The sequence below is a fragment of the Lentzea albida genome (genome assembly GCF_900111005.1).
Taxonomy (GTDB): domain Bacteria; phylum Actinomycetota; class Actinomycetes; order Mycobacteriales; family Pseudonocardiaceae; genus Lentzea; species Lentzea albida.
In genome coordinates this window covers 23,333-48,182 of the sequence record NZ_FOFV01000027.1, presented here as the reverse complement: position 1 = coordinate 48,182, position 24,850 = coordinate 23,333, and the positions used below count along the sequence as shown (strand labels likewise).

General features: G+C 72.2%; 9 protein-coding genes and 1 pseudogene. 4 read left to right on the top strand and 6 right to left on the bottom strand.

The window, feature by feature from the left end; translation table 11 throughout:
- Positions 1 to 117: 117 nt before the first annotated feature.
- On the bottom strand, positions 118 to 13,875 hold the full coding sequence (locus BMY74_RS41025) for a type I polyketide synthase (protein WP_089926913.1): 13,758 nt from the start codon (positions 13,873 to 13,875) through the stop codon (positions 118 to 120).
- Positions 13,876 to 15,123: 1,248 nt separating this feature from the next.
- On the opposite strand from BMY74_RS41025, the gene BMY74_RS41020 reads away from it, so the two are divergent.
- Complete coding sequence (locus BMY74_RS41020) at positions 15,124 to 18,018, top strand: helix-turn-helix transcriptional regulator (protein ID WP_089926911.1); 2,895 nt, start codon at positions 15,124 to 15,126, stop codon at positions 18,016 to 18,018.
- Between the two features lie 173 nt (positions 18,019 to 18,191).
- Here the strand turns inward: BMY74_RS41020 and BMY74_RS41015 are convergent, their stop codons facing one another.
- Both BMY74_RS41015 and BMY74_RS41010 read right to left on the bottom strand, forming a co-directional pair.
- Positions 18,192 to 19,328, bottom strand: a complete 1,137-nt coding sequence (locus BMY74_RS41015) for an MFS transporter (RefSeq protein ID WP_089927081.1) — start codon at positions 19,326 to 19,328, stop codon at positions 18,192 to 18,194.
- Positions 19,329 to 19,371: 43 nt separating this feature from the next.
- On the bottom strand, positions 19,372 to 20,703 hold the full coding sequence (locus tag BMY74_RS41010) for an FAD-dependent oxidoreductase (RefSeq protein ID WP_089926909.1): 1,332 nt from the start codon (positions 20,701 to 20,703) through the stop codon (positions 19,372 to 19,374).
- A 99-nt stretch (positions 20,704 to 20,802) separates the two neighbouring features.
- On the opposite strand from BMY74_RS41010, the gene BMY74_RS41005 reads away from it, so the two are divergent.
- Positions 20,803 to 21,639, top strand: coding sequence for a helix-turn-helix domain-containing GNAT family N-acetyltransferase (locus BMY74_RS41005; RefSeq protein ID WP_089926907.1), 837 nt, complete (start codon positions 20,803 to 20,805; stop codon positions 21,637 to 21,639).
- Between the two features lie 81 nt (positions 21,640 to 21,720).
- On the opposite strand, the gene BMY74_RS41000 is transcribed toward BMY74_RS41005, so the two are convergent.
- The 3 genes and pseudogenes from BMY74_RS41000 to BMY74_RS46485 form a co-directional block, all read right to left on the bottom strand.
- The gene (locus BMY74_RS41000; protein WP_089926905.1) at positions 21,721 to 23,028 is read right to left on the bottom strand and encodes a protein kinase domain-containing protein; all 1,308 of its coding nucleotides are present in this window, start codon (positions 23,026 to 23,028) and stop codon (positions 21,721 to 21,723) included.
- Positions 23,029 to 23,081: 53 nt separating this feature from the next.
- Positions 23,082 to 23,777 carry a cold shock domain-containing protein gene (locus tag BMY74_RS47085; RefSeq protein ID WP_425434900.1) on the bottom strand — a complete coding sequence of 232 codons (696 nt, stop codon included), beginning with the start codon at positions 23,775 to 23,777 and terminating at the stop codon, positions 23,082 to 23,084.
- Positions 23,778 to 23,816: 39 nt separating this feature from the next.
- Positions 23,817 to 24,011 (bottom strand): annotated as a pseudogene (locus BMY74_RS46485) (cold-shock protein); the annotation flags it as partial.
- A 190-nt stretch (positions 24,012 to 24,201) separates the two neighbouring features.
- On the opposite strand from BMY74_RS46485, the gene BMY74_RS45870 reads away from it, so the two are divergent.
- Positions 24,202 to 24,474 (top strand): hypothetical protein, encoded by a 273-nt coding sequence (locus BMY74_RS45870; protein ID WP_218159926.1) that lies wholly within the window; start codon positions 24,202 to 24,204, stop codon positions 24,472 to 24,474.
- Between the two features lie 34 nt (positions 24,475 to 24,508).
- Complete coding sequence (locus BMY74_RS40985) at positions 24,509 to 24,817, top strand: hypothetical protein (RefSeq protein ID WP_089926899.1); 309 nt, start codon at positions 24,509 to 24,511, stop codon at positions 24,815 to 24,817.
- The last annotated feature ends 33 nt before the right edge of the window (positions 24,818 to 24,850 follow it).

Here is a 24,850-nt window from a genome sequence, read left to right as displayed (position 1 = left end):
GGTGCGGGGACGTCGGCAGCAGGAGGTCGCCGGCGTCCGCCGCGGGACACGTCGACCGGGACACGGTGCCGGACGGCACGAGGGCCCGAGCCGCCGTTGGACGGCTCGGGCACCCGGTCAGCCTTCGAGCAGCCGGTTCAGGTCGTCCTCCGGCGTCAGGTAGCTGCCGGACAACGAGTCCGCCTCACCGGAGACCAGTCGCACGAGCATCCGCGCGGACTCCTCCGGATCGGTGAGCCGGCCGCCGTCGCGCTGGTCGGCCATCCACGCGCTCACCCCGTCGACGCGGCTGTCGCCGGTCTCACCGGCTGCCAGCTGCTTGCGGGTCAGGCCCAGGTCGACCAGGCCGGGGTGGTAGTTGAGCACCGACACCCCGGTGCCCTCCAGCTCCGGCGCGAGGTTCTCGCCGAGCTTGATGGCGGCGGCCTTCGACACCGAGTAGCCGGAGACGTTCGGCCAGCGGTGCCTGCCCGCCGAGCTGACGATGTTGACGACCCGCCCGTGTCCTCGCTCCACCATGCCGGGCACCGCGGCCCGGCAGGCGCGCAGGGTTCCGCGCACGTTCACCTCCATCGCCTGCCACCAGGCGTCCTCGTCGACCTCCCACATCGGGCCGGCGGGGCCGCCGACGCCGGCGTTGTTGATCAGGACGTCGACCGCTCCGAATTCCTGCTCGGCCCGCTCGACGGCGCTGACCAGCGCCGTGCTGTCGGTGACGTCGGCGACCAGTGCCAGCGAGGGACCGCTCAGGGAGCCCGCCAGGTCGTCGAGCGCTGCCTGGTCGCGCCCGGTCAGCACCAGGTTCGCCCCGGCCTCCGAGAGGCGTTCGGCGAACACGCGGCCGAGGCCGCCGGCGGCACCGGTCAGCAGGACCGTCGTGCCGGCCAGCGAGGGTCCGTCGACGTCCAGCGGCTGCTCGGCCTGCTGGTCGCCGGCGAGCAGGATCCGCAGGTACTTCGCCAGCGCGCCGGGCGTGGAGTGGTCGAAGATCGCCGTGGGCGTCACCGACGTCCCCGTCGCCTTCTCGATGCGGTTGCGCAGTTCGAGCACCGTCAGCGAGTCGAACCCGACCTCGAAGAACCCGCGGTCGGCCTCCACCTCGTCGGCACTCGCGAATCCGAGCACCTGGGCCACCAGTCCCCGGACCAGGTCGCGCAGCAAGGTCTCCTGCGCGCCCTCGTCCTTGCCCGCCAGCTCGCCCGCGATGGACGACACCGGCGCGGACTCCACCGCCGGGCGCTGCTTCACGTGCCCGCGCAGCAGCGGGGTCAGCGGTGCCGACTCGCTGTCGGCGAGCTGACGGGTGTCCAGCCCGATCGGGGCGAGCATCGGCTCCCTGGAGCGCAACGCGGTGTCGAACGCGGTCAACGCGTCCTCGGTGGACAGCGGGACGATGCCGAGCCGGACGAGACGGCGCAGGTCCGCCTCGTCGAGGTGACCGGACAGCTCGCTGCGTTCCGCCCACAGACCCCACGCCAGCGACAGCGCGTGCTGCCCGGCGTTGCGCCTGCTCCGCGCGATCGCGTCGATGCAGGCGTTGGCGGCGGCGTAGTTGGCCTGACCGGCCGTGCCCCACCAGGCGGCGGCGGAGGAGCAGACGACGAACCAGGTGAGGTCGAGGTCCCTCGTCAGCTCGTCGAGGTGCGTCACGGCGTCGACCTTGGCCGGCAGGACGGCCTCCAGGACCTCGGGGGTGAGCGACTGGAGGGTGGCGTCCCGCGAGGTGCCCGCGGCGTGGATGACGCCGGCCAGCGGCCGGTCCGCCGGGATCCTCGCGAGGACTCCGGCCAGTTGCTCCCGGTCCGCCGCGTCGCAGGCCTCCACGGTGACGGACGCGCCGAGCTCCCGCAGCTCGGCGGACAGCCGGGCCATCCCGGGCGCGCTCGCACCGCGGCGGCTCAGCAGGACCACGTCGCGGACCCCGTGCTCCCGCACGGCGTGCCGGGTCAGCGCGGAACCGACGACGCCGCCCGCACCGGTGACCAGCAGCGAACCGCCGCGCCACTCGGCGAGACCGGACGGTGCGGTGGCTCCGGCACCGGCCAGCCTCGGCACGCGGACCTGGCCGGCGCGCACGGCGAGCTGCGACTCGTCCGTGCCGACCAGCTCCCGCCACGCCTTGTCGGACGCGGCCGTGCCGTCGAGGTCGATCAGCTGCAGCAGCCCGGGGTGCTCGGTCTGCGCGGAGCGCACGAGGCCCCACACCGCCGCGGCGACCGGGTCGCCGTCCACCGCGCCGCGCGTGAGCACGACCAGCTGGGCACCGGGCTCGTGGTCCCGAGCCACCCAGCCGCGCACCGAGGTCAGCGCCGCGTCGAGCGCGGTGCGGACCCGCTGCGGCAGCGGCAGCGCGGGGTCGCCGTTGTCGACCATGAACGTGAGGTGACCGGTTCCTCGTGCCCCGGACAGCGTCTTCGGTGCCGTCCAGTCGATCCGGAACAGGGTCTCCGCCGCCTGTGCGGCACCGATCCCCCGCAGCTGCTCGCGGACGACCGGCCGCGCGACGAGTTCGTCGGCGGAGAGGACCGGCATGCCCACGCCGTCCCAGGCGACGATGCCGAACGAGTCCTGGCCGTTGTCGCGCAGGCGGACCCGCAGCGACGCGGCACCCGGGCCGTGGACCTGGACGCCCGCCCACGAGAACGGCAGGCGAAGCGAGTCCGCCAGCAGCGGGTGCAGCGCCGAGTCCAGCAGCGCGGGGTGCACGAGGTAGGCACCGGCTTCGTCCTGCACGGTCGCGGGCAGGGACACCTCGGCGAAGACGTCGCCGCCGCGGCGCCAGGCCCGGCGGACGCCCTGGAACTCCGGTCCGTAGCCCAGACCGTCCTCGGCGAGACGGGGGTGGAGCCCCTCGAGGTCGACCGGCTCCGCGTTCGCGGGCGGCCATTCGGTCAGGCTCTCCCCCGCACCGGGTGCGGCGGGCACGAGGCGACCGGTGGCGTGCGCGGTCCACGGCGCGTCGGCCGAGGTCCGCGAGTGCAGGGTGAGGACACGGCCGCCGTCACCCTCTGGCGCGGACACCTCCACCTGGACCTCCAGGGCGCCCTCGGCGGGCAGCACCACCGCGGCGCGGAAGACCAGTTCCGCCACCCGTGGGCAGCCGACCTGCGCACCGGCCCTGGCGGCCATCTCCAGCAGGGCCGTGCCGGGCACGACGGCGGCGCCGCCGACGCGGTGGCCTCCGGCCCAGGCCGGGCTCGCGGTGGACAACCGTCCGGTGAGGACGGTCGCTCCGCTGCCCGCCAGGGACATCGACGCGGTCAGCAGCGGGTGCCCGACCTCGCCGAGGCCGGTGCCCGCGACGCCGCCGGTGGTACGAGGGGCGTCGAGCCAGAACCGCTGCCGCTGGAAGGCGTAGGTCGGCAGCTCCACGTGAGGCCGCACGTCCTGCACCAGAACGGCGGACCAGTCGACGGAGATGCCGCGGACGAACAGCTTCGCGACGGTGTCGAGCAGGGCGCGCGGTTCCGCGCGGTCCTTGCGCAGCACCGGCAGCAACGCGGCCTGCGTGGACAGGTTCGCCGACGCCATCGCCGACAGCACGCCGTCCGGGCCCAGCTCCACGAAGGTGCCGACCCCGCCGACCTCCAGCGCGCGCACGGCGTCCTGGAACCGGACCGACTCGCGCACGTGGCGGACCCAGTACTCCGCGGTGGTGAAGTCGCCCGCGACGGCGGCCTGGCCGGTCAGGGTCGACACCATCGGGATGCGGGGCGCCGAGAACTCGATGCGGGACACGACGTCCCGGAACTCCTCCAGCATCGGGCCCATCAGCGGCGAGTGGAACGCGTGGCTCACCCGCAGGGCCTTGGTGCGGTGGCCGCGCGACCGCAGCTGCTCGGTGATCGCCTCCACGGGAGCGGCGGCACCGGACAGGACCGTGGCCCTGGGCCCGTTGACCGCGGCGATGCCCACCTCGTGCTCGTGGCCGGCGAGCAGACCGGTCACCTCGGCGGCGGACGCCTCCACGGCGACCATGACGCCGCCGGTGGGCAGTCCGCCCATCAGCCTGCCGCGAGCGGCGACCAGCGTCGCGGCGTCGCGCAGCGACATCACCCCCGCGACGTGGGCCGCCGCGATCTCGCCGATCGAGTGCCCGGCCATTCGATCCGGCCGCACGCCCCAGGACTCCAGCAGGCGGAACAGCGACACCTCCAGCGCGAACAGCGCGGGCTGCGCGTGATCGGTCCGGTCCAGGCTGTCGCCCGTGAACACCAGATCGCGCAGGCTGACGCCGAGCAGCGGGTCCAGCACTTCGGCCGCTTCGTCGAACGCGGCCGCGAAGGCCGGGAACGCCTCGTACAGCTCACGCCCCATGCCGGCGCGCTGGCTGCCCTGACCGGCGAACAGGAAAGCTGTCTCGCCCGCTCGCTTCTCCTGCGTGACGAACAGGTTCGGCGCGTCCTCACCACGCGCCGCGGCGGTGAGGCCCGCCAGCAACGAGTCGCGGTCACCACCGAGGACGACGGCGCGCTGGTCGAACCGCGACCGGCTCGTGAGTGCCGCGGCGATGGCGGCGTCGTCGTGACCGGGCTCCCGGTCGAGGAAGCCGGCCAGCCTGGCCGCCTGCGCCCGCAGCGCGGCCGCGGTCTTCGCGCTGAGCACCCACGGCGTGATCGCCCCTGCACGAGGCTCGTCCGCCGCAACGGCCGTTTCGGCCGGGCCTTCGAGGATCACGTGCGCGTTGGTGCCACCGATGCCGAACGACGACACCGCCGCGCGGCGGGTGCCCTCCGGCCACGGGCGCGCCTCGGTCAGCAGCTCGACCGAGCCCGAGGTCCAGTCGGCGTGCGGCGAGGGCTCGCTGACGTGCAGGGTCTTCGGCAGGACACCGTGCCGCATCGCCATGATCATCTTGATGATCCCGCCGACGCCCGCCGCGGCCTGCGTGTGCCCGGTGTTGGACTTCAGCGAACCCAGCCACAGCGGACGGTCGCGGTCCTGGCCGTAGGTGTCGAGCACCGCCTGCGCCTCGATCGGGTCGCCCAGGGCGGTACCCGTGCCGTGCGCCTCGACCACGTCCACGTCGGACGGGCTCAGCCGCGCGTCGGCGAGGGCCTGTTCGATGAGCTTGCGCTGAGCCGATCCGCTCGGCGCGGTCAGGCCGTTGGAGGCACCGTCGGAGTTGACGGCGCTGCCGCGCACGACGGCGAGCACGCGGTGCCCGTTGCGCCGGGCGTCCGACAGCCGTTCGACCACGAGCATGCCCGCGCCCTCGGCCCAGCTGGTTCCGCTCGCGTCCGCGGAGAACGCCCGGCACCGGCCGTCGGCGGCGAGTGCGCGCTGACGGCTGAACTCGACGAAGGTGACCGGAGTCGACATCACCGACACACCGCCGACCAGGGCCATGGAGCACTCGTCGTTGCGCAGCGCCTGGGCGGCCAGGTGCAGGGCCACCAGGGAGGACGAGCAGGCCGTGTCGACCGACATCGTCGGTCCCTGCAGACCGAACACGTAGGAGATGCGGCCCGACGCGACGCTGCCGTGGCTGCCGAGCGTCAGCATCCCCTCCATGCCTTCGGGGATGCTGTGGACGTCCTGGACGCGGGTGGAGTAGTCGTGGAACATCACGCCGGTGTAGACGCCGGTGCGGGATCCCTTCATCGAGAGCGGGTCCACGCCCGCGCTCTCCAGCGCCTCCCACGAGGTCTCCAGCAGCAGGCGCTGCTGCGGGTCCATGGACAGCGCCTCGCGCGGTGCGATGCCGAAGAACGAGGCGTCGAAGTCGGCGGCGTCGTGCAGGAAGCCGCCTTCACGGGTGTAGCTGGTACCGCGGTGGGCGGGGTCGTCGTGGAACAGGGTGTCGAGGTCCCAGCCGCGGTTGTCGGGAAACGGGGTGATCCCGTCGGTGCCGGTGGCGACGAGGTCCCACAGCTCCTGCGGCGTGCTGACCCCACCGGGGTAGCGGGCGGCCATGCCGACGATGACGATCGGGTCGTCCTCGGGCGCCGCTTCGGGTTCGGTTCGCTGGACCGCCTGGGTCACAGTGGTGTCCTTCTCGGTCGAAAGTTCTTCCACCAGGTGTTCGATCACGTCGAGCGGGCTGGGCCGGTCGAACAGCAGGGTCGGTGACAGGCGCAGGCCGGTCGCCTGGCTGAGCTGGTTGCGCAGCTCCAGTGCGGTCAGCGAGTCCATTCCCAGCGCGGAGAACGGCTGCTCGACCTGGTCGTCGCGCAGCTGGGCGTGACCCAGTGCGGCGGCGGCGCTGGTGCGGACCAGCGTGGTCAGCTCCACCCGCAGCTCGTCCGCGGTCAGCCGCTCGAACGCGCCACCGGAGGTCTCCGGTGCGACCGCGGCGGGCTTGGCCACGGCCGGAGTGCGGACGAGGTCGGCCAGCAGTGGTACGGGCTGACCGGTGACGGAACGGACGTCCAGGCGGACGGGGGCCAGCACCGGTTCGGTGGAGCGCAGCGCGCCGTCGAACGCGGCAACGGCGTCCGCTGTGGACAGTGGTGCGATACCGACCCTGGCCATCCGCTGGAGGTCGGCGTCACCGAGGTGGCCGGAGAGCTCGCTGCGCTCCTCCCACAGACCCCAGGCCAGTGCCAGCGCGGGGAACCCGGCCGCGGCGCGGTCGCGGACGATCGCGTCGAGGCAGGCGTTCGCGGCGGCGTAGTTGGCCTGACCCGCGGTGCCCCACCAGCCGGCGACCGAGGAGCAGACGACGAACCAGTCGAGGTCCAGTCCCCTGGTCAGCTCGTCCAGGTGACTGACGGCGTCCACCTTGGACTCGAGCACGGCGTCGACACCTTCGGCGGTGAGCGTCTCGATGACGGTGTCCGCGACCGTTCCGGCCGCGTGGACGATGCCGCGCAGGTCCGGGACGCGCGCCAGCAGGCCTTCCACCTGGGCGCGCTCGGCAACGTCACAGGCCTCGACGGTGACCGAGACACCCGTGGACCGCAGCTTCTCGGCCAGCTGTGCGACGCCGGTGGCCCGTTCTCCTCGACGGCTCACCAGTACGACGTGACCGATCCCGTGAGTGGTCACGGCGTGCAGCGTCAGGGCGGAACCCACGACGCCACCGGCACCGGTGACGAGCAGCGATCCCCTGTCCCACTTGATGTCCGACGCGGCGGGAGCGACGGTGTGGCGCACGAGGCGCGGCACCAGTGCGTTGCCTTCCCGCACGGAGATCTGCGGGTCGGACGAGCCCGCCAGGGACGAGACCAGTGCCTCGGAGGCGTCGGTGCCGTCGACCTCGATCAGCTGGAAGCGGCCGGGGTGCTCGGTCTGCGCCGAACGCCCGAGACCCTGCACGGCGGCACCGACCGGGTCGGCCCCGGTGACGATGCTCAGGCGACCGCGCTGCTCACCGGCGAGCCAGTCCTGCACGGTCTCCAGCGCCCAGGCCAGTCCCTCACGCACCCGCTGTGCGAGCGGGCCATCGGTCTGGGCCGGCAGCCGCCGCGTGGTGCCCGGAGCAGAGCCCACCGCGGTGGTCGGCCGCCAGTCGACGCGGTACAGCGAGTCCGCTGCCACAGCGTCGCGCAGTTGGGCGTCGGACACCGGTCGCAGCACGACCGAGTCGGCATCGAGCACGGGGTTGCCCACACCGTCCCAGGCGGACAGTCGCACGGTGTCGGGGCCGAGCCGGGTCAGCCGGGCCCGCAGCACCGACGCGCCGAAGGCGTCGACGCGGGCACCGGTCCAGGAGAACGGCAGTCGCGCCGTTCCCCCGTCGGGCAACAGTTCACCGGCCGCCAGCGGCTGCAGGACGGCGTCCAGCAGTGCCGGGTGCAGCAGGTAGTCGTTCTTCGTCTCGGGAAGCGAGACCTCGGCGAACAGCTCGCCGTCACCGCGCCACAGACGTCGCACGCCCTGGAAGACGGGCCCGTAGCGCAGGTTCCGCTCGACCAGTCCGGGGTAGAACGAGCCCAGGTCGACCGGTTCGCAGCCGGCCGGCGGCCACGGCACCGCGGCGGGCGCCGTGCCGCTGACCTCGTCGAGCTGTCCGGTGACGTGGGTGGTCCACTCCCCCTGACCCGCGGCACGCGACACGGTCCGCAGGGCACCGTCGGCGGTCACCCTGACCTGGACGTCGAGCGCGTCCCCTGCGGGGACGACCATCGGCGCGACCAGCAGCAGCTCGGTGACACCGGTCCGGCCGACGTGCGCACCGGCGCGGGCGGCGAGCTCGAGCAGCGCCGTTCCGGGAACGACCACCGCACCACCGACCTGGTGGTCGGCGAGCCACGGCAGCTCGGCCGGGTCGAGCCGGCCGGTCAGCACCGTGGTGCCGTCCACGGACAGCGCCGCCTTCAGCATCGGGTGCTCGACGGCGTCGAGTCCGGCGGAGGCGAGGTCCGCGGTCTTCGCGACCGGCTCCAACCAGAACCTCTCGTGCTGGAACGCATAGGTGGGCAGCTCGACGCTCTGGGCGCCGGTACCGGCGAAGAACGCGGTCCAGTCGACGGTGACACCGGCGGTGTGCAGGCGTGCCAGCGCGAGCACCAGCGTGTCGGCCTCCGGCCTGCCCCGGCGCAGGGCGGGCAGGACCAGCTGTTCGGTGCCGGGCAGGCAGTTCTGCGCCATCGCCGCGAGCACGCCGTCCGGGCCGAGTTCGACCAGCCGGGTCACGCCCTGCTCGCGCAGGTACCGCACGCCGTCGTGGAACAGGACGGCGTCGCGGACGTGCCGGACCCAGTGCTCCGGCGAACGGAGCTGTTCGGCCGTCGCGAGAGCGCCCGTCAGGTTCGACACCACCGGGATCACCGGTGCCGCGTAGCCGATCCGTTCGGCGACGCGGCGGAACTCGTCCAGCATCGGTTCCATCAGGGGCGAGTGGAACGCGTGGCTCACGGTGAGCCGCTTGGTCTTGCGCCCGCGCTCCGTCCACTGCGCGGCCAGCGCGAGAACGTCGTCCTCGGCGCCGGACAGCACCACCGCGTCCGGTCCGTTGACCGCGGCCAGCCCCACGCGGGAGGTCAGCTGCGGACGCACCTCGTCCGCGGTGGCCTGCACGGAGACCATCGCGCCGCCCGCCGGCAGCGCCTGCATCAACCGGCCGCGTGCGGCCACCAGTTCCGCCGCCCCGGCCAGGGTCAGCACACCGGCGACGTGGGCCGCCGCGATCTCACCGATCGAGTGGCCGGTCACGAAGTCCGGCTCGACGCCCCACGACCGCACGAGGCGGTACAGCGCGACCTCGACGGCGAAGAGCGCGGGCTGGGTGTACTCGGTCCGGTCCAGCACGGCGGGGTCGTCGCCCCACACGACCTCGCGCAGCGGCGTGGCCAGGTGCCGGTCGAGCTCGCCGGCGACCTCGTCGAAGGCGGCGGCGAAGACCGGGTAGGTGGTGTACAGCTCCCGGCCCATGCCCAGTCGCTGAGCGCCCTGGCCGGTGAACAGGAACGCGACGGGCTCGTCGGGCCGGGCGTGGTCGCGGGCTCCGCGGCCTTCGCCGAGCTCGCGCAACCCTGCCGTGTCCGTGGCGAGGACCGCGGCGCGGTGGTCGAAGGCGGTGCGACCGGTGGCCAGGGAGAAGGCCACGTCCGCCGGGTCCAGTCCGGGGTGCGCGGCCAGGTGGTCGTGCAGCCTCCTGGCCTGTGCGGTCAACGCCTGCGGAGTCTTGGCGCTGAGCACGAACGGGGCCTGCCGCTCCTGCCGTTGCGGTGCGTCCGGTCGCGGCCGGTGCTCGAGGATCACGTGCGCGTTGGTGCCGCTGATGCCGAACGACGACACCGCCGCCCGGCGCGTGCCCTCCGGCCACGGGCGCGCCTCGGTCAGCAGTTCGACCGCGCCGGAGGCCCAGTCGACGTGCGGCGAGGGCTCGCCGACGTGCAGGGTCTTCGGCAGGACGCCGTACCGCATGGCCATGACCATCTTGATCACGCCCGCGACGCCGGCCGCGGCCTGGGTGTGGCCGAGGTTGGACTTGAGCGAGCCGAGCCACAAGGGGCGGTCGCGGTCCTGGCCGTAGGTGGCGAGGATCGCCTGAGCCTCGATCGGGTCGCCCAGGGCCGTCCCGGTGCCGTGCGCCTCCACAGCGTCCACATCGGACATGGCGAGGCCGGCGTCGGCCAGCGCCCTGCGGATGACCCGCTGCTGCGAAGGTCCGTTCGGCGCGGTGAGTCCGTTGGACGCGCCGTCCTGGTTCACCGCGCTGCCGCGGACGACGGCGTGCACGGTGTGGCCGTGCCGCAGCGCGTCGGACAGCCGCTCCACCACGAGCACGCCGACACCCTCGGACCAGCCGGTGCCGTCCGCGTCCGCGGAGAACGCCTTGCAGCGGCCGTCCTGCGCGAGACCGCGCTGGCGGCTGAACTCGGCGAACATGCCGGGGGTGCTCATCACGGTCACGCCGCCGGCGAGGGCGAGCGAGCACTCGCCGCGGCGCAGCGCCTCGACGGCGAGGTTCAGCGCTACCAGCGACGAGGAGCACGCGGTGTCGACCGAGAGGGCGGGGCCTTCGAGGCCGAGCACGTACGCGATCCGTCCGGAGATGACGCTGCCGGCGACACCGGTGAGCAGGTGTCCGGCCACGGTGTCCGGGCTCTCGTGCAGGCGGGTGCCGTAGTCACCGGCCATCGCGCCGGCGAAGACTCCGGTGTCGCTGCCGCGCAACAGCTCCGGGTCGATCCCGGCCTGTTCGAGCGCCTCCCAGGAGACTTCGAGGAGGAGCCGCTGCTGCGGGTCCATGGCGAGCGCCTCGCGTGGAGACACGCCGAAGAACTCCGCGTCGAAGTCCGGGGCGTCGTGGAGGAATCCACCGGTGCGGGCGACCGCGGTGTCCTCGGAGAACAGGCCGCGGAGGTCCCAGCCGCGGTCGGACGGGTACGGCCCGACGGCGTCGGACTCCTCGCTGACGAACCGCCAGAGTTCCTCCGGTGAACGGATGTCGCCGGGGAACCGGCAGCCCATGCCCACGATGACGATCGGGTCGTCCTCACGCTCGACGGCCTCGGCCTTCTCCTCCACCGCGTTGGTCCGTTCCGCGGAGGCGACGGGGGCGGGGGCACCGGAAGGCAAGAGCCGGTCGATCTCCGCCGCGAGCGCGGCGGGGGTCGGGAAGTCGAACGCGATGCTCGCCGGTAGCCGCAGCGACGCGGCCGCGTTGAGCCGGTTGCGCAGTTCGACGACCATGACGGAGTCGAAACCCAGGCGCTTGAACGGTTCCCGCACGCTCACCGCACCCGGAGTCGTGCGCAGCACGGCGGCGGCGTGGGTGCGGACGAGGTCGATTCCTCGCAGCACCGGCCCCGTCTCGACCGGCGTCTCCTCCACGTCACCGATCCAGAACCGCTGCCGCTGGAACGGGTAGGTCGGCAGGTCGGCGGCACGGACGTGCGTGCGTGCCGCCGGCATCACGGCGGACCAGTCGACCCGCACACCGCCCACGAAGGCCTCCGCGGCGGAGGTCAGGAACCGGCGGAGGTCACCCTCGTCACGGCGGAGCGAGCCGACGACGACGGCGTTCTCGACGTCCGAGGCGGTCACGGAGTCCTCGACGGCGCCGACGAGCACGGGGTGGGAGCTGACTTCGACGAAGTGGCGGAAACCCTGGGCCAGCAGCGCCTCGGTGGCCTCCCCGAAGCGAACGGGCTGCCTGAGGTTGTGCGCCCAGTACGCGGCGTCCAGCCGGTCGGCCCACTCGCAGTCGGCGGTGGAGAACAACGGAACGGTGCCCTGCTGCGGGCGGATCCCGGCGAGGGCGTCGACGACCTGGTCGCGGATGGAGTCGACGTGCGGGCTGTGCGAGGCGTAGTCGACAGCGACCCGGCGCGCCCGGACGTCCTCCTGCCTCCACTGCGCCACCAGGGCATCGATCGTGTCCGGGTCACCGGCGACGACGGTCGACCGGGGGCTGTTGACCACCGCGACGTCCACTCCGGGGAGGGCGGCGAGGCGCGGGCGGACCTGGTCGGCGGGCAGGGCGACGGAGGCCATCGCGCCCAGGCCGGCCAGCTCGGCGGCGATGATCCTGCTGCGCAGGGCGACGACGGTCGCGGCGTCCTCGAGCGAGAGCTTGCCCGAGATCACCGCGGCGGCGATCTCGCCCTGGGAGTGGCCGAGCACCGCGGCGGGCCGGACACCGGCCGACTCCCACAGGCGGGCGAGCGAGACCATCACGGCCCACGACGCGGGCTGGACCACGTCGACGAGGTCGAGGCCTTCGCCGGTGCGCAGGACTTCGCTCAACGACCAGTTCACGTGGGGTGCGAGCGCGTTCTCGCAGGCGGAGACGGACTCGGCGAACACCTCGGAGGCGTCGAGGAGGTCGCGGCCCATCCCCACCCACTGCGCACCCTGTCCGGGGAAGACGAAGACGGGGCCGGTGTCCGCCGTCTCGCCGTGTCCCAGGACGACACCCGTGCCGGGAGCACCCTGTTCGACCTCGGCGAGCCCCACTTCGAGCTCTTCGGCGTTCGCCGCGATGACGACGGCGCGGTGGTCGAACAAAGTGCGGCCGGTGAGCAGCGCGTGGGCCAGACCCGTGTGGTCGAGTCCCCGACCACGCAGGCCGGCGGCTTGGGCACGCAAAGCTCCGGGAGTCCTGGCGCTGAGCACGAACGGGACGACGTCCCCGCTGGAACCCGCGTCCGCTGCCCCGTCACGGCTCTGCAGCGGACCCGAGAGGACGACGTGGCAGTTCGCTCCGCCCATGCCGAAGGAGTTGACGCCGGCCAGGCGCGGCTCGGCGGTCCAGTCCGCGGTCTCCGTCTGGACCCTGATGCCCAGCTCGTCGAACGCGATCTCCGGGTTCGGCTGCGCGAAGTTGAGGCTCGGAGGGATCTTGCCCCTGCTGATCGAGAGGACGGCCTTCAGCAGGCCGGCGATGCCGGCCGCACCTTCGAGGTGGCCGATGTTCGTCTTGACCGAACCGACGCGCAGCGCATCGGCGGGAGCACGGCCGGCACCGAGCACCTCGCCGAGCGCGGAGGCCTCGATCGGGTCGCCCACCTTGGTGCCGGTGCCGTGCAGTTCCACGTACTGCACCTGCTCGGGGTCCACGCCCGCGGCGCGGTAGGCCGCACGGAGGACCTCGGCCTGTGCCCTGGCGTCCGGGGTGGTCAGACCGTCGCTCGCGCCGTCGTTGTTCACCGCGCTGCCGCGGATCACGCAGAGGACGTCGTCCCCGTCGGCGATCGCCTTGGCGAGGGGCTTGAGGACGACCACGCCGCCGCCCTCGCCGCGCACGTACCCGTTGGCCCTGGAGTCGAAGGTGTGGCAGCGCCCGTCCGGCGAGAGCCCGCCGAACTTGGCGGCGCCGACCGTGCTCTCCGGCGCCAGGTTCAGGTGCACGCCACCGGCCAGTGCGACCTCGCACTCACCGGAGCGGATGCTCTGCGCGGCGAGGTGCACCGCCACCAGGGCGGACGACTGCGCGGAGTCGACGGTGAAGCTGGGGCCGCGCAACCCCAGGGTGTAGGAGATGCGGTTGGCGATGAGGCCGCGGCTGAGACCGGTGACGGTGTGGTGCCCGATCCCGTCGAGTCCGAGGCGCTGCGAGAGGGTGGCGTAGTCGGAGCCGAACGCGCCCATGAAGACGCCGATCGGGCGCTCCCGCAGAGCCGACGGCACCACGCCGGCGTTCTCGAGTGCCTCCCAGGCCAGCTCCAGCGCCAGGCGCTGCTGCGGGTCCATGTCGGTCGCCTCGCGCGGCGAGATCCCGAAGAACGCGGGGTCGAACTTGTCGACGTCGTCGAGGTAGGCACCCCAGCGGGAGTTGGACCTGCCCGCGTGTGACAGGTCCGGGTCGTACAGCGCCTTCGCGTCCCACCGGTAGGGCGGCGTCTCGACGACGGCGCTCCCGCCCTCGACGAGCAGCTGCCAGAAGGCGTCCGGGTTCACGGCGCCCGGCAGACGGCAGGACAGCCCGACGACAGCGATACCGTCCTGGACGGTGTTGGCAGCGTTCTCGGATGTCTTCATGTGCGGCAGATCCTTCGGTAGCGCGGTGAAGGCATGAGGAAGCCGATCGGCAACAGCGTGGCCACACCCTTTGGAGCCCGAGGCGCATCGACCATCAATGTTTAACACGGACACCGCGTCGCATCAAAACAATGTGACGAGCCGAATAGATCCATCAGTTCTTCGTCACACCACGCCGTTCGCCAGAAATGGCTATGTCCACGTCGGACCGCACCTCAGCGTGGTCCGACGTGGTTTTCTCGGGCAGGGCCACCAGGCACACCGGCACCTGACCGCACTCTATTCGCATGTGATCGCAGCCTCACCGACACAGCATCACCAGGTCGGACCTGCGGACGAGACGAAGCTTTTCTCGATCTCGACGGAAATAGACAACACGGTTCACGAAACCACGTGACTGCGACTTCGCCGAAGCCAACGCGGTCATCACACGAATGCTAACCACTGCGGACCGAAATCGACTGCGGAAGTCCGCAGTGACGTCTCCGCGGTCTCGACGTCGCAGGACTGGTCGGCATCGGCATCACCGGCGCACCAGCGGATCCGCGTTCATCAGGTCCTGAGCGGACGAGGCGAGACCCGCCCGCCGGAGGCCGCGGAGGGTGGCACGGGCCACAGATCACCCACTCCCGCCGAGGCGGGGGCGTGACCGTTGCGAGCACTGTCACAGTAGTTCGCACCCGGAGCACTGCGGTTCTCCGCAGTGCGGGCTTCCTCCTGCCGCACGGTCGTCGTTGCCGCGGTCCGCCGTTCCCGGTGAACGCACTGCGCGGGTTCGCCACCGCGGCCACGAATCGGGGAGCTGAGCGTTCCGCTCCTGATGGCTCGAGACCGATCTCCAGCGTCGCGCGGCGGCACCGACCGCATTGAATTGCGGCGAGACTTATATCACGCGGTGGGCGGGTGAAGATTCGCTGTTCGCCATTCCAGTCACCCCGGACACGTGCTCACACAGCCATTCAGGCCAACACCAGACGCACGCCGACTCAAACGACAACATTACCATTCCTTGTCAAGAAGGAATCACGGTGGCAAGTGTGAAAAATCTCGAAGAACCTTCCACGGCAGAGCGTCACCATGCGAACCGACCGCAATGACACGATGCGATCTGCGACGTCCCAGGTTGCCGCGTTCACAGCCCTGCCGGACCGGGTACTCTCCCGCGGAATGGAAGGAGTTGCCGGATTCCGCAGCACCTGATCCGAGAATTACCTGAATGGACCAGCCGACGACTACGGAGCGCTCAAGGTGGAAGCCGACGCCAGTCGAAGCCGGAATCCCGACAGCCGGACCATCCTCGTCGGCCGCGACGCCGAGGTGAAACGAATCGAGGAGGCACTGGACTCGGCGCAGGCCTCGACGCCCTCCGCTCTGCTGTTCGAAGGAGCCATCGGCATCGGCAAGACGTCCCTGCTGGAGGCCGCCTGCTCCATGGCACGCCGGCGGGGGTTCGTGATCGCCCGGGCCACGGCGTCGCCGATGGAACGGGAAATGCCCTTCGCCGTCGCCCAGCAACTCTTCGAGCACCTGCCCCGGGAGTCGTCCGCGGGACCAGGTGACGAAGCCGCACCGCACGGGCACGCGGTCATCGCCGGTGAGGTGGCTGGCGACGTGAACGACTTCGAGGAGGTCCACGTCCACCAGGCGATCCGCGACCTCTACCGCATCACGACCGGCCTCGCACAGCACGCTCCTCTCTGCCTCGTCATCGACGACGTGCAGTGGACGGACGTGCCGTCCATGCGCTGGCTAAACTACCTTGTCCACCGCGTCGTCCGGCTGCCGATCACGATCCTGCTGGGCCGCACGTCCGGAATACGGCCGACCGACCCGATCCTCCTGGCCGAGCTCGAGATCTACACGGAGCGCCTGCGACTCGGCACTCTCACCGCACCGGACATCGCGTCGCTCACGGAGCAGGTGCTCGGTCGGGCACCGCACGAGAAGTTCACGGACGCCGTGATGCGGGCCACCCACGGCTACCCCATGGTGTGCACCCACATCCTGTCCCTGATGAGGGAGCGGTCGGTCGTCCCGGACGAGCCGGCCGCGGACGACCTGCCCACCCCCGAACCCGAGGAGCTCGGGCAGTCCGTGCTCGCGCGGCTCAACCGCCAGTCGCGCGAACTCGTCGACGTGGCCAAGGCGATCGCCGTCGTGGCGCCGCCTCATCTGCAACTCCTCGCCGCCGTCACCGGCATGAGCGGCGGCGCGGTCGCCGAGCAGGTGCGGCAGCTCGAGGGAATGGGTGTGCTCGCACCGCCGGGCAAGCTCACGTTCGCCCACTCGGTGCTCAAGGACGCGATCGAGAAGGCCGTCGGCTTCGGCGATCGCGAGGAGCTGCACGCCGAGGCCGCGCGGTTCCTGCACCAGACGCGTGCGCCTTCCCTCCTCATCGCACGGCACGTGGTGCGGACGTCCTCGCGCCTGGGTACCTGGGCCGTGGACGCGCTGCGGTCCGCCGCCGAGGCACTGATCACCGAGGGAGATCCCCGGTCCGGTGCGAAATTCCTCAACAGGGCCCTGGAAGAGGACGTCTCCGCTGCGCAGAGGCGGGACCTGCTGCTGAGGCTCGGTTTCGCCGAGACCTACTTCGACCCGCGGATGGCGGTGGTGCACCTCGAGGAGGGCATGAGCGAACTGGACGACCCGGAGAGGACTCTCGCGGTCGTCTGCAGGCTCGCCCAGGTCCTGTACCTCGACGGGGCGTACGACAAGGCGACGGAGGTGCTGCACCGCACCATCGACGAGATCGGTCCGAAGATCCCCGCAGCGGTCGACATGCTGCGGCTGCTGAACCGGCTCACGGCGCCGTCCGGAGATCCGGCGGCCGGTCAGGTGGACCTCACCCGCTTCGACGAGCGGGAGTGGCGCCGTCGCGACCCGCGCGGTCGCAGGCTCGCGGCGTTGATCGCCGAGGACGCCGGCAACCGGGGCACGGACCTGACCTTGTGCCGCGAGGCGGCCGCCGCGGCGATGCAGAACGGCGCAGCGGCCATGTTGCAACACCCCCAGCGGCTCCTCGGCGTGCTCAACGCGTTCATCCGGACCGATGAACCGCACCTCGTCATGCGCTACTGCAACGAGATCCTGCTCGAAGCGCATCGGGAGGGGTTGTCGTTGATCGAACTGCTCGGCCACACCGTCCGTTCACGGGCGCACTACCACTGCGGGTCCTTCACCGAAGCCGTCGCGGACGCCAGGCTCGCGTTGTCCGCAGCGCGGAAGGCTGAGCTGCCTCCCGGCCACTTCGGCAGCGTCTACGCCGTCGAAGCCCTGATGCGCGCGCAGCTGGAACTCGGCGCCGTCGACGACGCGGAGGAAACCCTCCTGCTCCTCGGCAGGACGAGGTCGCTGCCGCAGACCTGGCACCACACCGCGCTCCTGCACGCCAGGGGCGCGTTGCGCCTGGCACGCGGCGACGCCGGAGGAGCGCTCGCCGATCAGCTCGACTGCGGCGAGCGCCTGGTGTCCTGGGGCATGGGCAATCCGGCCGTGCGTCCCTGGCGGTCCTACGCGGCGCTGGCCTGGCTCCGGCTGGGTCAGCACCGGGAGGCACTGGACCTGGCGCTCGAGGAACTCACCCTGGCACGGGAGTGGGGCGCGCCCACCGTCGTGGCGCGCGCGTTGCTCACCGTGGGTGTCGTGACCGGCGGTGTCGCCGCCGCCCCCCGGCTGGCCGAGGCCGAGTCGTTGCTGAGGAATTCGCCCGCCCGGATGCTGCACGCCCAAGTGCTGCTCGAACTCGCCGCCTCCCGGTGGGAGAAGGGACAGCGCGACGAGGCCAGGCAGCACCTCGCGGAGGCGCGGACGCTGGGCGAGCAGTGCGGCGTCGTCGTGGAGCCGGGAGAGCGGCTCGCGGGTTCGGGGCTCGAAGACGCGCGAGGCGTGCCCGCGCCTCCTCCTGCGGTCACGGCGAAGGCGGTGCCGGCGGGCTCGTCGTCCACCGCACTGCTGACGCCACACGAGTACCGCGTGGCCGGCCTGGTGCTCGAAGGGAACTCGAACGACGAGATCGCGCACAAGCTCAACGTCTCCCGGCGCACGATCGAGTTCCACCTCACGAGCATCTACCGCAAGCTCGGCGTGCGCCGCCGGACACAGCTGTCCTCCGCACTCGCCGGCTTCGCCTCGCACATGTGACTTGGCCGGGAGGTGCGGTTCGACGGCGGATCTCGCCGACGACCGCTCCGCGCGCACGACGCCGGTGCCACGGCCATCAGCACCCTGAGCGCGCCGAGAAGTCCGACAGCCGCGCCCGCTGCGAACACCACCGATGCGGGCCGCTCGTCTTCTGCGCTGACCGCGGTGACGAGCTAACGCGGCACACTTGCCGTCGACAACCCGGCAGCCACCACGCCGATGATGCCGAGCACGACGAACACGGCCGGGTAGCCCCCGAGCCACCCGGCCAGGGCGCTGCCCGCCCACGGCGCGATCGCCGCGGTCAGCATCACCGGCACGGTGAGCAGTCCGCTCAACCGTCCGTAGTGGACGGCACCCCACCTGTCGGTGACCGCCGTCGCCTGCACCAGCGTGAAGATCCCCCGCGTGACGCCCGCGAGCACCGAGCCGGCGATGAGCAGCAGAGCCGGACCGGGAACGAGCCCGAGCAACGTGGTCACGACCGCGCTCACCAGCAGGACGAGCGCCGTCCGCGTGCGCACCGACGTCTTCGCGGTCAACCTCGCGTAACCGAGCCGTCCGAGAACCTGGCCCACCCCACCGAGGCCCAGGGCCACGGCGGCCGCTGAAGTCGACATCCCGCGCTCGGTCAGCAACGGCACGAGGTTGACCACGACCGCGTAGACGCTGAACGCGGCGAGGCTCATCGCGATCGTCAGCACGATGAACGGCCTGCTCCGCGCGACCGCCGACGGGTGGTGCTCCGCCTCGTGCTCGATCTCCGGCCAGGGCAGGCGCAGCCCGAACAGGTGCAGCGGAACCGTGGTGACCGCGAGGACTCCCGCAAGCACGAGGTAGGTCCCACGCCAGTCCAAGCGCGTGTTCAGCACGGCGGTCAGCGGCGCGAACACCGTGCTGGCCAGCCCCGCGACCAACGTGAGCGCGGTCAGCGCCGACACCCGCCTCGCCCCGTACCAGCGGGTGAGCGCGGCGAACGCGGGAGCGTAGAACACCCCGGCCATCGCGACGCCGATCAGCAGCCACGCCGCGGTGAACCACGCCGGTGACTGCGCGGTCGCCATCAGCACGACCGCCGGAACGGCGATGGCCGAGCCGGTGGTCATGATCGCGCGCGGGCCGTGCCGGTCGAGCAGCCTGCCCACCGGAACCCCGACGAGCCCCGCGACCACCTGGCTCGCGGAGAACCCGGCGGTGATCGCGGCGTGCGACCAGCCCGTGCGCTCACCGATCGTCGGCAACAGCACCGGGAACGCGTAGTACAGGATCCCCCAGCTGATGATCTCGGTGGTGCACAACACGACCAGCACACGTCGGAGCCCGGCTGCGACGCCGGGCTCCGACGTGGTGGTGTCAGCGCGCACTGGGCGCGAGGCCGATCGTCAGCACGTCGTTCCCGGGTGAGCCGCAGCAGCCACCCTCGTTCTTCTCCGCCTCAGGTGCGTCGAACACGCCCGCGCCACCACAGACCCCGGTCTCGGGCAGCACGAGCTCGACCCGCGCCGCCGCCTCCTGGTCGCCCGCGATCGCGGCCACGACCGAGCGCGACTGCTCGTAGCCGGTCAGCGACAGGAAAGTCGGCGCGCGGCCGTAGCTCTTCATGCCCACGAGGTAGACGTTCGGCTCCGGGTGCCGCAACTCGGCCTCGCCGTGCGGGTAAACGGTGCCGCACGAGTGGACGTTCGGGTCGATCAACGGCGCGAGCTTCACGGGCGCCTGGAGCACCGGGTCCAGTTCGAGGCGGATCTCCGACAGCCACGACAGGTCGGGCCGGAACCCGGTCAGCACGACGATCTCGTCGATGCCCTCGACCTCGTGGCCGTCGAACGACTCCAGCGTCAGCGTGCCGTCCTCGGCACGCTCGACCGCCGCCGTGCGGAACCCGGTCGCGGTCGTGATGTGCCCGGCCTCGGCCGCCTTCTTCGCGCGCAGGCCCAACGCACCGCGCGCCGGGAGCTGGTCGGCCTCGCCGCCACCGAACGCGTTGCCCACGACCCCGCGGCGCAGCAACCAGACGATCTCCGTGCCCGGCTCCTGCTCCGCGAGCTCTGCCAGCACGACCAAGGCGGTCAGCGCGGAGTGCCCGCTCCCGGCGACCGCGATCCGCTTGCCCGCGTAGCGAGCGCGTTCGGCCACGAGGTCGGGCACCCGGTAAGTGATCCGGGAGGCCGCCGCCCTCTCCCCCACGGCCGGAAGTCCGTCTCCACCAAGCGGATTCGGTGAGCCCCAGGTGCCGGACGCGTCGATCACCGCACGCGCCGTGATCCGCTCCTCACCGTCGGCGGTCTCCACGTGCACGGTGAGCGGCTCGTCCTCGCGTCCGGAGTCCACGATCCGGTCCCGGCCGCGGCGCGCCAGGCCCACCACGCGCGCACCGAACCGAACCCGATCCCCCAAAGCCTCGGCGAGCGGCCGAAGGTAGCTCTCCACCCACTCCCCGCCCGTCGGGTAGGCATCACCGTCGGGCCGCACCCAACCGGTCTGCTTCAGCAGGCGCTCGGCCGCCGGGTCGACGAGCTCGCTCCACCGCGAGAACAGCCGGACGTAGTTCCACTCGGACACGGCCGCACCGGCACGATCGCCCGCTTCCAGCACGAGCACCTGCTCGCCCCGTTCGACCAAGTTCGCCGCCGCGGACAAACCCGCAGGCCCGGCACCCACCACGACGACCGGCATCGCGCTCACCACACACCCCTTGCATCGACAGATTTCGAATCAACGCGGCCGACTCTATCGACCTGCATCGATTGACGCAACCATCGATCTGCGTCGATACTTCAGCGCATGACGACGACAGCGCCCTCGCCGGCCGTGCTCCCCGCCGACGACGCCGCGACCTACGCGGACTGGTTCGCGTGCCTCGCCGAGCCCACCCGCGTGCGCCTGCTGCACGCCGTCGCGACCGCGGGCCGCTCCACGACCGTCGGCGAACTGGCCGAACTCGTCGGCATCAGCCAGTCCACCTGCTCGCACCACGTCCGCAAGCTGGTCGAGGTCGGCTTCCTGCGCCAGCACAAGGAAGGCACCGCAACCCACGTCAGCGTCAACCCGTCGTGCTGCACCGGCCTCCCCCACGCCGCCGACGTCGTCATGGGCGTGCTCGCGCCCCGCCCGTGCTGCCCGACCGACCTCCCGGCCGACGTGCTGATCCGTCCGCTGGAGGTCGCCGACTGGAACGCCGTGCGCCACATCTACGCCGAAGGCATCGCCACCGGCAACGCCACCTTCGAAACCGAAGTGCCCCTGCGCCGGGCGCTCGACGCCAAGTGGCTCCCCGGCCACCGCTGGATCGCCGAGATCGACGGCCGGGTGGCGGGCTGGGCCGCCGCGACCGCGGTGTCCACACGAGACTGCTACGCGGGCGTCGCCGAGACCTCCGTCTACGTCGGCACGGATTTCCGCGGCCGCGGCGTCGGCAGGGCCTTGGTCCACAAGCAGGTCACCGCCGCCGACGACACGGGCCTCTGGACGTTGCAGACCTCGATCTTCCCCGAGAACCGGGCAAGCCTCGCCCTGCACCACTCCGCGGGCTTCCGCACCCTCGGCGTCCGCGAACGCATCGCCCAGCACCACGGCGTCTGGCGCGACACCGTCTTCCTCGAACGCCGCGCCGCCGACTGAAACCGGATCACCCCCCGTCCGTCGCCGTGCACCGAGGGCCGTCCACGCGGCTCAGGGAGACCAGTCCTGCCTGGCGGCGTTTCAGTTGGCGGTGGAACAGGTCACGGCGGGGCGAGCGGGTTCAGGACCGCCGGCGACGAACCCGAACGAGGTGGTTGCCCCGGCAGCGAGCACGGCGTTGTGGCCCGCGTTGGTGACGGTCACCGCGGTCGCGTTCTGGGTCAGGGTGCCGTTCCACAGGTTGCCGATGGTGTGGCCCGCCGCCTGCTGCCACGTGATGGTCCAGCCCGTCAGGCCGCTTGCGCTGGTGTTGCGCACCGTCACCTCGACCTGGTAGCCGCCCGGCCACGAGTTGGTCACCTCGTACCGGGCATCGCAGGCGGTCGTGACCGTGGTCGTCGCCGTGCTGGAGCCGGTCTGGGCGCTGCTGCTGGGCCGGTCGCCCTGCACGACGGTGCCGATCACGACACCGGCGGCGACCAGGACGGCCGCACCGGCGACCATCGCGATCCCCCGGCGTGGCAGGGGGCGGCGGACGCGCAGCATCCGCGTCCCGCTCCTCGGGGGCGCGGCGGGCAGCGGCAGTCCCTCCGCGACGGCCGCGAGCAGTTTGTGGGCCTCGGCCATCGTCGGGCGTTGTGCAGCGTCACGGTGCAGGAGGCGCAGGAGCACCTCGCCGAGCGGGCCACCTGACCGCGGCGGCTCGAACTCTCCCCGGACCACGCGTTGCAGGAGCGCGTAGGGGTTGTCGTCCACGCCGAAGGGCGGCGTGCCCTCCAGCGCCGCGTAGAGGGTCGCGCCGAGGGAGAACACGTCCGAGGCGAACGTCGCCGCCTCGCCCGCCGCCACCTCCGGCGCCAGGAAGGCCGGCGTGCCGACGATCAGGCGGGCGTCGGTCACCGTGCCCTCGCCGACCGCGCGGGCGATGCCGAAGTCGGTGATCTTCGCGATGCCGTCCTCGGCCAGCAGGACGTTGAACGTCGAGACGTCCCGGTGCACGATGCCCTCGGCGTGCGCCGCCGCCAGCGCGGCGGCGACCTGCCTGCCCACGGCCGCGACCACGCCCGGCGGCAGCGCGCCCCGTTCGGCGATCAGCGCCGCGACGCTGCGGGAGGGCAGGTACTCCAGCACCAGGCAGGGCTTGTCGTCGTGCTCGACGACCTCGTACACGCTGATCGCGTGCGGGTGCCGCAGCCGACCGGCGACCCGGCCCTCGCGCAGCATCTGCGCCACCGCGTCCGGGGACCGCCGGTCCGTGGTGAGCAGCTTGACCGCGACCACGCGGTCGAGTAGCTCGTCGCGCGCCTGCCAGACCACGCCCATGGATCCTCGCCCGATCGACGACACCAGCCGGTACCGCCCGGCGATGACCTCACCCTCTTCTGGCACAGGCCGACGCTACTTGGCTGAGCCGACCTCCGGCCACCGGCCGTCCCGGACGGTCAGGCGCGCTCGACGGCGTCGGCCTGCGGGCCCCGGTCGCTCTGCCGGATGCGGAAGCGCACCCGCTCACCGGCCACCAGGGGCTCGCCGGAGACCACCGAGACGTGCACGAAGAGGTCCGGCCCGCCCGCGTCGGGGGTGATGAAACCGAAGCCGCGGTCGGCGTCGTAGCGCGCCACCACGCCGTCGCCGGCACGGGCTGCCGACCGGGCAGCCGGACGGGGCTGGCTGGGCGCCTCCACCGGCTCGCCGGCGGCCACGAACCGCACCTCACGCGCCTGCCGCCCCTGATCCACGGTGACCGTGGTGAACGAGACCCGGTCACCCTCGACCGGCAGATACCGGTCGTCGACCAGGGCACGCACGTGCAGGAAGACGTCGCCCACCCCGTCGTCGGCGGCCACGAAACCGAACGCCTTCTCCTCGTCGAACCACAGCACGGAGCCGTCGGCGCCGTCGCCGGGCGCGACCAGAGGGGCCCGGCCGACCCCGGCGTCGAAGCTCAGCGGCACCACGTGCTGGGCCTGCGGCCCCTTCTCCCCCGCGACGACGACGAAGGCCACCCGCTGCCCGGCCGCGAGAACGCCCCCGGTGACGATGGCGGACGAGTGCACGAACACCTCCGCACCCCCGCCGTCCGGCGCGGCGAACCCGTAGCCCTTGGCCGGCTCGTACCAGGAGACGGTGGCGAGCACGCCCAGGGTCGCGGCGGGCGAGGCGTCCCCGGTGACGGCGACGCGCAGCGCCTGCGGACCGCGGGGTCCCTCACCGGTCTCGAACTCCACCGTCTGCCCCTCGCGCAGCGCCCGGGCCGCACCCTCGCCCTGCACCTGCGAGACGTGCACGAAGATGTCGTCGCTGCCGTCGTCGGGGGCGAGGAAGCCGAAGCCGCGCTCGAGGTCGTACCAGCGGACGGTTCCCTGCTGCAAAGTGCACTCCTGGTCTAGCGGGTGGTCGGAGGTCCAGTGTCCCAGGCTCCGGACCCCCGCCGCGCCACCGGAGCGGAGCGGTGCGCCGACCTGGTCTTCTGCCCGAACCCGCGCTGGTCAAAAGGAGCCGAACGAGTGAAGTCGGCGATGCTCGCGTAGCACCACAAGTCCGAGCGCCGACAGGACGGACGTGGCCCTTGCAGACCTGTTGCGCGCCCTGATCGGCCCCATCACCGGAGCCGTCGTCGGAACGCTCGTGCTCGGCGGGTTCATCACCTGCGACGTGCTCTCACTCCGCGGCGCGGACCTGCGCATCGTCGTCTTCACCGCTGCCCCCGACAGCGAAGCCGCCGACCAGCTCCGGTTCCTGACCGTCATCGGTCACCAGGACATGACCTCGTCGGCCCCCGGCTCCACCGACCACGCGAAGGATCCCGGCTTGAGGACCGCTGAGCACGACTAACCTCGCGGTGGAACACACGACAACTGGGGATCCGATGAACGCACCGATCACACCGGAAGGACGGCGCAGGCTCCGCGAAGCGCTGCTGGAGCTGCCCGACCACGACTCGGGTGACGAGCCCGCGGCCGGGAGCGAGGTCGACGTCCTCAGCGAGGTGATGGTGATGCTCGCGTTCCACGGGATGAACGTGGCCAGGCGAGTGCGGACGGCGCCCGACGTGAGCGCCGACCCGCACGCGGCGCGGCTGCTCGACGAGTACGAGGAGCTGCTGACCCGAGCGGGCTCGTTGTCCCAGCAGTTCCTCGGCCTCGCGAAGCGCTTCGGTGAGCCGAACGGCTCGTGAACAGGGTTCTCGGGAGATCTCCCGCAGGCGGCC